Raw genomic sequence first — 11,442 nt, 5'->3', positions numbered from 1 at the left:
TGCCGCTCAGGGTATAATGAGAAGCATATACAGAGATTGGATGGAGGAATTGGAATGACCAACGATAATATGAAAGTGCCTTTTGGCTACGAGCCAGCCCCCGAGACGAGGAAAGGGACGCTTATCTTCTATGACTCCTTCGAGGCAATATCCGATCAGGAGCTGGAGATTGCGGCAGCGGTCGCCAGGGAGAAATCATTTGCCAAGTTCGTGCTGTATCCGCTGCACGAGGAGAGCGTTAGACGGATGGCGAAGTCGCCGGTCAGCGCATATTACAAGCGTGAAGACAGGCTTCACGAATGGAAGCGGGAATCCGGCAGAGAAGAGGTCATCGTCGATCGTCTGGACGGCAAACGCAAGAAGTATACGCCCATTGATTCTGTCCTTCGGCATATTGCCGAGACGTATCCGGCCCCGTACTTCCTATACCTGACGCCAGAGACAGCGAATCAGTTTGCCTCGTATTCTTCGTTCGAGGATTGGATTGTGAAGCTGCGGCTTATTGTATCGTCAGAGCCGGACCGGCTTCATGCAAAGCTGGAGCAGTACCGCCATAGATGGGAGGTTGTTTCATCTACTCCAGTCTAGCTAGACGAGTCTAGACGTTCTCAAGCAATTCGACGAAACGCTCCGCGGGCATCGACAACGAACGATCCGCACGTACGGCAATTCCGATCTCGCGCACCGGCGGATTGGCGGTTAGCTTAAGAGAATGCAGCTTGCCGCTGCCCAGCTCTTCCCGGACGAAGGACTCTGTAATGAATGCAGCCCCATAGCCGCGAATAGCAAATTCAATTAGCATATCTATACTGCTCAATTCAATATCCGCTTCCGCTTGCACGCCTTGCGAAGCCAGCCACTGGTCGACGAACCGCCTGGTGCTGCTTCCTTGCGTTAAGAGCAGAAGCGGTATTTTTGTAAGCACGGACGGATCGTTAACTTCTTCCGTCCATTCGCGGTAGGCCTCTCCTACGACGAAGCAATCCTGAATCGTGACGAGCGGACGGACGATGAGCTCGGGATCGGCGAACGGAAGATGGACAAGCCCAACGTCGATATGGCCTTCCTTCAGCTTCGTACGGATATCGGATGATTTGCCTTGGGAAAGTCTGACTCGCACCTCCGGGTATTGAGCATGGAAGCTGTCAAGCGGCGAGAGAAGCACATGCTTCATAATCGGCCCGCTAGCCCCGATGCGAAGCTCTCCCGCAGTGAGCTTTCGCAACGCCTGCATGCGCGCTTCGCCTGCATCAAGCAGATGGAAAGACTTCTGCACGAAATCGAAGAGCGCTGCACCTTCTGCCGTCAATTGAACGCCTCTAGACAACCGATCGAACAGCTTGACCTGCAAGCCTTCCTCTAGCTGCTTAATAGCATAGCTGACGGACGGCTGCGTGATGTGAAGCTCGACGGCAGCTTTGGTTAGGTTGCCCGAGCGGGCCGTATGAAGGAAGATGCGATACCATTCCATATTCATCAGCATTATGATATAGATCCTCTCTATGACAAGACATCGATATTACGATTTCATTTATTTCATATACTAAATTATAATGAGGACATAAATCAAGCAGCAGCTACAGGAGGCAACATGATATGCCAGGAAGTTCATATGGAGAAGCATTTAAAGTTACGACATTCGGCGAATCGCATGGCGAAGCGGTTGGGGTCATTATAGACGGAGTAACGCCAGGCGTGGAGATCGACGAGCCTTATATTCAAGTGCAGATGGATCGTCGCAAGCCGGGGCAATCGTCCGTGACGACACCCCGCAAGGAGTACGACATCATTAACATAATGTCGGGCGTATTCGAAGGAAAGACGACGGGAACCCCGCTATTCATTATGCTGCATAACAAGGACATGCGGCCTGAAGCGTACAGCGACATTCAGCATGCGTTCCGCCCTGGACATGCGGACTTCACTTATTTGAGCAAATACGGAATAAGGGATCATCGCGGAAGCGGGAGGGCATCCGGTCGCGAGACGGCCGGCCGTGTAGCCGCAGGCGCGGTTGCGCGCAAGCTGCTCGAGCGAAGAGGCGTCAGCCTCGTTGCCTATTCGAAGGAAATCGGAGGCATCAAGTGCGAATCGTTCGTTGAGGAATCGATCGAGAAGAACCCTGTCCGTGCATGCGATCCCGCAGCGGCGGAGAAAATGGTGAAACGCATTGAAGAGCTTGCGGCCGTCGGCGATAGCTGCGGAGGCATTGTCGAATGCCGCATTCGCGGCGTGAAGCCGGGAGTCGGTGAGCCAGTATTCGATAAGCTCGATGCGGAACTGGCGAAGGCGATGCTGTCGATTGGCGCGATCAAAGGCATCGAGTTCGGCGCGGGGTTCAGCGCCGCAGGCATGCTGGGCAGCGAGCATAACGATCAAATGAACGCCGAAGGGTATATGACGAACAACGCGGGCGGTATCGTCGGCGGCATTAGCAACGGCGAAGAAATCGTATTCCGCGTCGCGGTGAAGCCGACCTCTTCGATTTCGAAGCCGCAGCAGACGATGAACGTTCGCGGCGAGGAGCAGATCATCGTGACGGAAGGCCGTCATGACCCTTGCATCTGCCCGCGCGTCGTGCCTGTCATCGAAGCGATGGCTTGTATCGTCCTTGAAGATCTAATGAAACGCCAAGCCGCTCTGCACGACTAGCCATAAAAAAGACGAAAGCCATTCCAGCAGCAGATCTACTGGGATGGTTTTTTCATGCATCTTGTTGCGGACACAGGGGATTATCGTGCTGCAATTGCAACAGAATAGACATTGAATAGGCATATACCGTGTCGAGTGGACGGATGCCCCATAACTTAATGAGAGACGACCGCGACCGTACAAGATCGCATCCTCGTCCTATCGCACAAACTATTCCATTCTTGTCCGATACCTTCGGGCAATACGTTTCATGCCCTTTTTCGCAACGGCATTATTCGTCTGGGCCCCGTCATTGGAATACTTGCCGACGGCGCTACTCCTATGGTAAGCAAATTGATGCGCACTGCCGCCAAAGACCGGCAACTGCTTATCTATCGATTTTCTCCAAAAGACGTGAACTGGCAAGAGAAGCTCGTTTACGGTCATTACCGCCTTTCAAAGAAGAAAGAAAACTGGAAGAGCGGTCCATCGCCGATTCCAGATGTGATCATAAATCATATTCGTTCAAGGAAAACGCATCATTCGGCGGCATTCCAGAATTTCCTGAAAAATCTGCGCCAATTTACGCACAGCAAGCTGTTTAACACTCATTTTTTTCGTCAATCAGCTAAGAACTCCGAATATCGCCAGAGACGGACGGTCATTCCATACCGCCTTGCTACCATTAAAAATAGCAGTGAAGCTCGTATGCCATCGTATGCCCCGAGAGTCGCTGGATTTGCCTGACGTCCGCCATTTCCACGATCATCGATATCTCGGGCCGCTTTGTCCGGGTCCATACTTCCCGCGGGAATGAAATAAAGCATGCCGCAGCGAATATAGTTTAGCCTCAGAAGGGAGATTTACGAGATGAAGAACGATGATTTCGGCAATCGAATGAAAGGATACGAACACGCGTTTCGCCACAGCTTGCCTAGACGCATGCCGGTTTTGCTGCGGTTGGACGGGTGTCATTTTCATACCTTTACGCGAGGGCTCAACAAACCGTTTGACGCGAAGCTTACGCAAGCGTTCTGGGAAACGTGCAAATATTTGGCCGGACAGCTGATGGGCTGCAAGCTCGTTTACCATCAAAGCGATGAAATATCGATTTTGCTGACGAACAATGATAAGCTGACCACACAAGCTTGGTATGACAATAATATACAGAAGATGGTGTCCGTATCGGCCGCTATGGCAACGGCGAAATTCAATGATATTATGCGCAGCGTGTATCCGGACAAAGAGCTGGCGTTCTTCGACAGCCGGGCGTGGGTGCTTCCGGAAGACGAAGTGACGAACTACTTCCTATGGCGGCAGCAGGATGCGACCAAGAACAGCATCTCGATGGTAGCCCAGGCGCACTTCCCGCAGAGCGAGCTGCAAGGATTGGATGGCAAAAAAACGCAGGACAAGCTTTTCACAGCGAAGGGCATTAACTGGAATGAGCTTCCGGTGTGGCAGAAACGCGGCGTTTGCATTACGAAGCAGCCTTTGCAAGTGGGCGATGTCGTTCGCAACCGCTGGGAGGTCGACCATGAGACGCCCGTGTTCTCGCAGAATAGGGCTTACATTAACCAATACGTATATTCAAGTCATGCTCGGGATAAGGATGAGTAAGAATGGAGATGCTCCTATTCGTAGGACTGCAAGCAGCGGGGAAATCGACGTTTTTCAAGGAAAAATGGTACGAGACGCATATGCGGCTTAACATGGATATGCTTCGAACGCGCCGCCGCGAAGCGATTCTTCTGGACGCCTTATTGCAGGCAAAGCAGCCTTTCGTCGTCGATAATACGAATCCGACGGCGGAGGATCGCAAAGCATACATCGACAAGGCGCAAGCGCATCGGTTCCGAATCGTAGGCTATTATTTCGTGCCGGACTACCTGGAGTCGATAAATCGGAATGAAGGGCGAAGCGGCAAAGCAAAGATACCGGAAATCGGCATCAGGAGCGTCATGAAGAAGCTTCAGCAGCCGACATGGGACGAAGGGTTCGACGACATCTACGACGTCACATCGAAGAATGGTGTATTTACAGTTGAAGCCAGGGCAGGGAAGCCGCAGCTTCCCGGTCCAGCTTCATATTAATGTCGTGCCGGCTATAACGATGTTATAACCTTATCGATGATTCCATATTCAAGCGCTTCTTCGGCGGACATAAAATAATCCCGGTCCATGTCCTTCTCGATACGCTCGATCGGCTGCCCGGTTCGTTCCGCGGCGATGCTATTCAGCTTGGAACGAATGTTGATGATCCGCTTCGCGCTTATGGCAATATCGCTTGCTTGACCTTGAGCCCCGCCATGCGGCTGATGGATCATAATCTCGCTGTTCGGCAGCGCGAACCGCTTGCCCTTAGCGCCAGCCAGCAACAGAATAGCTGCGAACGATGCCGCGAAACCGGCGCAGATCGTATGCACGGGCGGCTTCAAGTATTGCATCGTGTCAAAAATCGCGAAACCGGCCGTCGTGGATCCGCCTGGGCTGTTGATGTATAACGATATCTCTTTATCGGGATCCTCGGCAGCCAAATATAACATCTGAGCAATAATGCTATTCGCTACCTGATCATCGATCGCTGAGCCCAAAATAATAATCCGATCCTTCAGCAGCCTGGAATAAATATCGTACGATCGCTCGCCGCGCCCAGTCTGCTCCACAACATAAGGTACATAGGAACTCATCTTCATTACCTCCGTATGCTACTGATTTCGATTTCGTTACGTAAACGAACGGCCAATGGCAGAAGATACGGTTAACAAAAAGTTTTATTTGGCGTATCCTTATGTTAATCTCAATCGTTTTCTTATTAGAAGGCACTATGTTTGATGTGTGGAACTTACTTAAACGATAAGCGTCAAGGAGGCTGGCTCATGACATTAAAGCAAGCACGTTCCATGAAGACGGATACGATCCAGACAGTCGGAATCCCAATCGACCAGTTGCATGCAACCGTACGCCGATATTGCTTGTCGATTACGAAGTCGGGACATGACGCGGAGGACTTAGCCCAAGATACATGGCTCAAAGCGTTACCCGTTCTCCGGTCGAAAGGGCACCAAAACCCGGAGGCGCTTCTTCTTCGGATTGCAAAGACGACGTGGATCGATCAGTCCAGAAGGAAGGACGTCACTCTCAAACTGTTGCAAAATCGTATCAATAACGTTGACGGTCTAATCGTTGACAGCAGTCATTCCGTCTTCGAGATCGAGCGATTGTTCCATTCACTCGTCAGGCATTTGCCCCCGCTGCAAAGAACCGTTTTTTTGCTGCGCGACGTGCTTGATTATTCGGCGACCGAAGCCGCTCAATTGCTCCGTACGACCGAAGGCGCGGTCAAAGCCGCCTTGCACCGGGCCCGTCAATCGCTTGCCTTCGTTAAGCGGGACCTGATTGAGGATAGAAAGACGGAGTCACAGAACAGTCATTCCGCTGACATCGCATACGTCCAAGCGCTGGCAAATGCGTATCAGATGAACGATATTGCCATGCTGATCGAGCTTATGCAGCAGGAACAGCTCGTACCTGCTGTCGTGTCTGGCATTATTGGCAGGCGGAAACCGCAAGCAGTCGGTACAGGCGCTGTCTTTAACGGAGCGTATTCATACGATAGCGGCGCAAGTATGCTAATGGCTGCTTAGTAAGCGGCCGTACAGGTTAGCTTCAATAATAAACCAGACGAATTTTTGCGATGCACCGATTGACAATAGTTCACTTGTCGTGTAACATACGAGTTGTTGTTCGGAAACAATAACATATCAATCGTATAACCTCACAGCTTAACGAGTTGGAACAGGGTGAGGGTCTCTACTGGAAGCCTATACTTCCTAACTACGAATATCGGTTAATCTCACGATTAAACCGTATTCGGGGTTAGGATTTTTTGTTTGCGTTCAAAGGATCGGGGCAGCAGCAGCAAGAAGGGAGCATCAACTACGCATGAAGTATTTATTATCCGTATTTCTAGGAGCCGCAAGCTACGGCATATTGTCCACCATCGTTGTCTTTGCTTACGGTCAAGGCTACAAGCTGGGCGAGGTTGTAGGCAGTCAATTGCTGATGGGGTTCATACTTGCTTGGGCACTGGCACTATTCACAAAATGGAGAGAGCGACGGCTATCGAAGCGGGACGAATTGGATTCGCAGTCGACTACTACTGTCAGCGGTATTGCGAATAAGCCGCCCGGATCAAGACTGACTTGGAAGCAGCGTCTTCTGCTAATGGCTGCAGGCGCACCGACCGCGATAACCGGTCTGCTCTACTACCAATCGCTTAAGCATATACCGGCTTCGCTCGCGATTATCCTGCTATTCCAGTTCACGTGGATCAGCATCGTCGTTCAAGCGGTTCGCCAGCGCAGACGGCCAAGCGGCCCGATGATGCTAGGCCTTGCCGTATTGCTTGTCGGAACGCTGCTCGCTGCAGGCATACTTGAACAAGGTACTTCCCAATTCAATATGACCGGCGTGATATTGGGGTTATTGTCGGCTGTCAGCTATACGCTGTTCATTTGGTTCAGCGGCAAAGCCGTTCCCGGCGCGCACCCTGCTTACCGCAGCGCATGGATGCTGGCAGGTGCATTGGCGCTCGTATTCATTCTTTTCACGCCGGCCTTTCTGTTCGACGGAACGTTGTGGGGAGGCTTGTTCTTGATCGGCCTAATGCTTGGTTTCTTCGGCGCTTTCATTCCACCCGTATTGTTCGCAGTCGGCGTTCCGAGAATCGGGGAAGGGATGGCAGGCATTCTTGGCGCCTCCGAGCTGCCCGTTGCGGTTATGATGTCGGCCTTCGTACTGAATGAGTACGTAAGCGCGCTTCAATGGGCGGGAGTTGCTGCGGTTCTAATCGGAATCGCTTTGCCTGAGCTGTTAAAGCGGAAACGAGGCAAACAGGCTTATCATGCTGTATAATGGCGTTTAGCACGCCTGATCGATATCCGCGGTAGGCTCACGCATTTCGCATTGGCCTCACTGCGACATCGCAACGCGCAGGACCAAAGGGTCCTGCGCGTTTTTTTGTTACATAAAAATCAAGGGGGACGAGAGACGACGTCGATTATCCGGGATCCGATCATCGGAATCGCAAACAACTCTTGCAGATGCTATCGCAACCCTTGGTAAAGTTTATTTATAAAAAATGCTTTCTCTTTCGCCATCCTATAAAATGGAAGTATACTATGGTTGTCGGGCCGACGAATCATTAGGAAAGGAGTTGATCTATTTTGTATCACAACCTTGAGGTGATTTCCGTCTAGCAATAGACGGAAATCATCCATAAACGGGAGGCCGAAAGGCCTCCCCCTATTTTTGTCGGGACGAATGAACGCCTAACAAAAATAACCTGCAAATTTGAGAAATATTTCTTGTAAGGTGAAAGTGCTTTCATTATAATCAATACGTGCACGACATAAATTCAGGGATGGAAAGGAGTCGAACAACATGCTGAGTGGAATGACGGTGATTGCATATTAACTGAATATCCTCTGACGCCGGAATCGATCCGGTATCGTCTCATGCTGCGAGGAAGCATCGTTAGGCGAGCAAGCGGCAGCAGACTGTCGCACAAATGGCATGAAGGATGCTGTGGAGGAATGACGTCCACGGTTTTTTTTGTTTACAAAAACGAATTTCAAATACGCGAAAGGAGGCAGTAAAAGCTATGAAAAATGCAACTGTAGTAAAAATGAACAGCCATGCGAATACGAATACGACAAAATTGAACATGTTCGAGGAGGACGTTTATCGTGAACTACAAAAATGGGAGAGATGTGCTTCCCCCTAGCTTATTGACGGAGCTTCAGAAATACATTCAGGGCGATCTGATCTATATACCCAAACCATCGAATCAACGCATCGGTTGGGGCGAAGCAAGCGGGACAAGAAAGCTGCTCGCGGAACGCAACGCCGAGATTTACTCTTTTTATACGAATGGCTGGACGGTTTCCGACCTAGAACGCAAGTATCATCTATCCGGCGAGAGCATCCGCAAAATTATCGTAAAGGCTCGCTAATGATTCGTCGGCGAATGGAGGTGCGATCTTGTCGGTTCTAGATAAACTGCCAGTTGCTATACAGACGAAGCTGCAGCAAGAGCCGTTGTTCAGCGGAAAAACGGATTTGATGACCGATGGACATTTCGGCGTGCAGTGGCTCACCGTGACGGAACAGGAATTAATGCTTTGGAACGTAGAGGGCAAGCAGCAGCTCGCGATTAAACTTAGCGAAGTGACGGACGCGCGGACAGCGGGTGGCGTTGGCGGCGGCTCGCTCATGATCGATACGAAGAAAGGGCCTGTCGTTGCGGCTCGTTATACGGCGGCCCTGACAACGCTGTTCAGTTTCGCGGCCAAGCTTATTGGCGCATTAGCCAAAGGGGAGGAACGACCCGTCATTTCGGAGAAGGAGTTTCCTAGATATTGCCCGAAATGCAGCAACCCGCTCTCGGAGGGAACGCAAGTATGCCCCTTATGCAAGAACAACAAAAAAGTCATTCTGCGTATGCTCAGCTACGCGATGCCGTATAAGCTTCAAATGGTGGCAGCCGGGTTTCTGCTCATCCTAACGACATTGGTTGAGCTTATTCCGCCTTACTTGACGAAAGTAATGATCGATGACGTTCTCCAGCCCAAGGATACGGGTTCCGCGCTGTTGACGGTCGTCATCGGACTCGGTGTAACGGCATTGCTCATGTCCGTCATGCAAACGGTACGGGGGCTGATCGGCGTATGGGTCGGCTCCAAGCTGATGGGCGATCTGCGCAAGGACGTCTACAGCTCGTTAATGCGGCTATCGTTGGCCTTTTTCGACCGGAGACAAACTTCGCAATTCATCGGCCGGGTTAACAGCGATTCCGAAGCGATGCGCCAGTTCATGACCGACGGCGTCATCTGGGCGAGCGGCGAGTCGCTGCGCGTCGTCGCGATCTTCATCATCATGTTCGGCCTCGATTGGAAGCTCACTTTATTCGCGATGCTGCCGATGCCTTTCATGATTCTTGTGTCCATGAAGCTATGGCCGAAGATAGGAAGGCGTTGGTATCAGCAATGGCGCGCTATATTCAGACTGAACGTCTTGGTTGGCGATTCGTTGCAAGGCGTAAGGGTCGTCAAGGCATTCGGCCAAGAGAAGACGGAAATGTCCCGCTATGCGGTCGCGAACCGCGAGGTAGTACGCCATAACATAAGAATTGAAGGGCTATGGCAAGGCGTGTTCCCGTTATTCTCCTTTATTGCCGGCATCGGAACGCTGCTCATTTGGTATAACGGCGGTCTATCGGTTATACATAATGAGCTTCAGCTCGGTACATTAATGGCCCTGATCGCGTATTTATCGATGCTGTTCGGCCCACTCCAATGGGTTAGCCAAATGATCAATTGGGCCAGCAACGCGATTGCCGCAGCCGACCGCGTATTCGAGATTATGGATACGCCTTCCGAAGTGCCCGAAGTGAAGGATCCGGCGGTTATCGGAACGATAGAAGGCCATGTGCGCTTCGATAAAGTCACTTACGGCTACGAGAAGCATCATCCGGTCATTAAGGACATTAATCTTGACGTGGAAGCCGGTGAAATGATCGGGCTTGTCGGTCATTCAGGCGCCGGCAAATCAACGTTCATCAATATGATCTGCCGCTTCTACGATACGGATGAAGGAGCGATTTCCATCGATGGCATCGATCTGCGCCGCATCAGCCAGACGGATCTGCGCAGCCAGATCGGCGTCGTGCTGCAGGAGACTTTCTTATTCGATGGGACGATCGCCGAAAATATTGCTTACTCCAAGCCGGATGCGACTCCGGTTGAAATCATGCAGGCGGCGAAGATCGCCAATGCGCATGACTTCATCGTCCGGCTGCCGGACGGCTACGATACGAGAGTCGGCGAACGCGGCCATCGTCTCTCCGGCGGCGAGAAACAGCGTGTATCGATTGCACGGGCGATCATCCATGATCCGCGTATCCTTATCCTGGACGAAGCGACGGCTTCTGTCGACACGGAGACGGAGCGTCAGATCCAGGAAGCGATCACGAGGTTAATCAAAGGCAGAACAACGTTTGCGATTGCTCACCGTCTCTCTACGCTTCGCAATGCGAACCGGCTTGTCGTGCTCGAACGCGGCAGGATCGTCGAAGTAGGCACGCATGAAGAGCTGCTGGAGAAGAAAGGCGCCTACCATAAGCTCGTCGAAGCGCAGCAGGAACTGTCGAAGATTAAGGGGGTTGAAGGCTGATGGACGACAAATACAGCATCAAAGTGTTCGACCCCGAGCACATTTTGTTCAGCAGGGGAAAGGGAGGCGTCTTTCAAGGCATCATAGAAGGGAAGCCCTACGACGAACTCGTCATTCATCGTACTTTCCCTTTCCTTTACACGACACGGTATATATCGGTTAGGGATGTGAAGGGCGACGAGCTCGGCGTCATCGAAGACATCGAGAAGTTGGACGACGAGAGTATGAAGGAGCTTGATAAGGAGCTGCGATTCCGCTATTTTCTCCCGACTGTTAGCAGGGTAGATAGCGTGAAGCAGAAATCCGACTTATGGATATGGGAGCTGCAGACGAATCTCGGCCCTACAAGCATGGCGATGCGTAATTTGCACGAGCATCTCCAGTTCCCGGGCGACAATCGCGTCATCTTGACGGATATGAACGGCAAGCGGTGCGAGATCGCCGATTGGGAAGCGCTTGACGCCCATAGCCGGAGTCAACTGAGCGATGTTCTGTAAGCGATTAGAACGGCAAAAAGAAACGAGCGAGCTTTCCGCACATGCGGTTAGGCTCGCTCGTTTTCGTTTGTCGAAGCTCG

12 protein-coding genes are annotated in these 11,442 nt (G+C 51.6%); 10 read left to right on the top strand and 2 right to left on the bottom strand.

From position 1 onward, the window contains the following. The first annotated feature begins 54 nt into the window (after positions 1–54). Complete coding sequence (locus tag J2T14_RS00415; RefSeq protein ID WP_307201136.1) at positions 55–588, top strand: hypothetical protein; 534 nt, start codon at positions 55–57, stop codon at positions 586–588. A 10-nt stretch (positions 589–598) separates the two neighbouring features. Here J2T14_RS00415 and J2T14_RS00410 read toward each other — a convergent pair whose 3' ends face one another. Then, positions 599–1,483 carry a LysR family transcriptional regulator gene (locus J2T14_RS00410; RefSeq protein ID WP_307466653.1) on the bottom strand — a complete coding sequence of 295 codons (885 nt, stop codon included), beginning with the start codon at positions 1,481–1,483 and terminating at the stop codon, positions 599–601. A 113-nt stretch (positions 1,484–1,596) separates the two neighbouring features. On the opposite strand from J2T14_RS00410, the gene aroC reads away from it, so the two are divergent. The 4 genes from aroC (at position 1,597) to J2T14_RS00390 (ending at position 4,724) form a co-directional block, all read left to right on the top strand. Then, positions 1,597–2,652 carry a chorismate synthase gene (gene aroC, locus J2T14_RS00405; RefSeq protein ID WP_307201132.1) on the top strand — a complete coding sequence of 352 codons (1,056 nt, stop codon included), beginning with the start codon at positions 1,597–1,599 and terminating at the stop codon, positions 2,650–2,652. A gap of 321 nt (positions 2,653–2,973) precedes the next feature. Continuing rightward, positions 2,974–3,378 (top strand): hypothetical protein, encoded by a 405-nt coding sequence (locus J2T14_RS00400; RefSeq protein ID WP_307466650.1) that lies wholly within the window; start codon positions 2,974–2,976, stop codon positions 3,376–3,378. Positions 3,379–3,501: 123 nt separating this feature from the next. Further along, positions 3,502–4,251 (top strand): tRNA(His) guanylyltransferase Thg1 family protein, encoded by a 750-nt coding sequence (locus J2T14_RS00395; RefSeq protein ID WP_307466648.1) that lies wholly within the window; start codon positions 3,502–3,504, stop codon positions 4,249–4,251. A gap of 2 nt (positions 4,252–4,253) precedes the next feature. Then, complete coding sequence (locus tag J2T14_RS00390; protein WP_307466646.1) at positions 4,254–4,724, top strand: AAA family ATPase; 471 nt, start codon at positions 4,254–4,256, stop codon at positions 4,722–4,724. Positions 4,725–4,735: 11 nt separating this feature from the next. Here the strand turns inward: J2T14_RS00390 and clpP are convergent, their stop codons facing one another. Beyond that, the gene (gene clpP, locus J2T14_RS00385; protein ID WP_307201124.1) at positions 4,736–5,320 is read right to left on the bottom strand and encodes an ATP-dependent Clp endopeptidase proteolytic subunit ClpP; all 585 of its coding nucleotides are present in this window, start codon (positions 5,318–5,320) and stop codon (positions 4,736–4,738) included. Between the two features lie 189 nt (positions 5,321–5,509). Here clpP and J2T14_RS00380 point away from each other — a divergent pair, with 189 nt between their 5' ends. The 5 genes from J2T14_RS00380 to J2T14_RS00360 all read left to right on the top strand — a co-directional run bounded on the left by J2T14_RS00380 (position 5,510) and on the right by J2T14_RS00360 (position 11,362). Continuing rightward, positions 5,510–6,277, top strand: coding sequence for an RNA polymerase sigma factor (locus tag J2T14_RS00380; protein WP_307466643.1), 768 nt, complete (start codon positions 5,510–5,512; stop codon positions 6,275–6,277). Between the two features lie 298 nt (positions 6,278–6,575). Continuing rightward, the gene (locus J2T14_RS00375) at positions 6,576–7,547 is read left to right on the top strand and encodes an EamA family transporter (protein WP_307466640.1); all 972 of its coding nucleotides are present in this window, start codon (positions 6,576–6,578) and stop codon (positions 7,545–7,547) included. A gap of 833 nt (positions 7,548–8,380) precedes the next feature. Continuing rightward, positions 8,381–8,647 carry a CD3324 family protein gene (locus tag J2T14_RS00370; protein WP_373458085.1) on the top strand — a complete coding sequence of 89 codons (267 nt, stop codon included), beginning with the start codon at positions 8,381–8,383 and terminating at the stop codon, positions 8,645–8,647. A gap of 28 nt (positions 8,648–8,675) precedes the next feature. Continuing rightward, on the top strand, positions 8,676–10,865 hold the full coding sequence (locus J2T14_RS00365) for an ABC transporter ATP-binding protein (RefSeq protein WP_307466638.1): 2,190 nt from the start codon (positions 8,676–8,678) through the stop codon (positions 10,863–10,865). After that, positions 10,865–11,362 (top strand): DUF1854 domain-containing protein, encoded by a 498-nt coding sequence (locus tag J2T14_RS00360; RefSeq protein WP_307201116.1) that lies wholly within the window; start codon positions 10,865–10,867, stop codon positions 11,360–11,362. Before J2T14_RS00365 ends, J2T14_RS00360 begins: the two co-directional genes overlap by 1 nt. The last annotated feature ends 80 nt before the right edge of the window (positions 11,363–11,442 follow it).

Origin of the sequence: Paenibacillus harenae (genome assembly GCF_030812415.1) — a bacterium.
Classification (GTDB): domain Bacteria; phylum Bacillota; class Bacilli; order Paenibacillales; family Paenibacillaceae; genus Pristimantibacillus; species Pristimantibacillus harenae_A.
This window is presented reverse-complemented; position numbering and strand designations above follow the sequence as displayed.

Bases quoted from the DNA above. Each gene is read 5' to 3' on its own strand.
- J2T14_RS00380 (WP_307466643.1), top strand. From the start codon at position 5,510: ATGACATTAAAGCAAGCACGTTCCATGAAGACGGATACGATCCAGACA.
- J2T14_RS00390 (WP_307466646.1), top strand. From the start codon at position 4,254: ATGGAGATGCTCCTATTCGTAGGACTGCAAGCAGCGGGGAAATCGACG.
- J2T14_RS00360 (WP_307201116.1), top strand. From the start codon at position 10,865: ATGGACGACAAATACAGCATCAAAGTGTTCGACCCCGAGCACATTTTG.
- J2T14_RS00410 (WP_307466653.1), bottom strand. From the start codon at position 1,483: ATGCTGATGAATATGGAATGGTATCGCATCTTCCTTCATACGGCCCGC.
- J2T14_RS00400 (WP_307466650.1), top strand. From the start codon at position 2,974: ATGGTAAGCAAATTGATGCGCACTGCCGCCAAAGACCGGCAACTGCTT.
- J2T14_RS00395 (WP_307466648.1), top strand. From the start codon at position 3,502: ATGAAGAACGATGATTTCGGCAATCGAATGAAAGGATACGAACACGCG.
- clpP (WP_307201124.1), bottom strand. From the start codon at position 5,320: ATGAGTTCCTATGTACCTTATGTTGTGGAGCAGACTGGGCGCGGCGAG.
- J2T14_RS00375 (WP_307466640.1), top strand. From the start codon at position 6,576: ATGAAGTATTTATTATCCGTATTTCTAGGAGCCGCAAGCTACGGCATA.
- J2T14_RS00415 (WP_307201136.1), top strand. From the start codon at position 55: ATGACCAACGATAATATGAAAGTGCCTTTTGGCTACGAGCCAGCCCCC.
- aroC (WP_307201132.1), top strand. From the start codon at position 1,597: ATGCCAGGAAGTTCATATGGAGAAGCATTTAAAGTTACGACATTCGGC.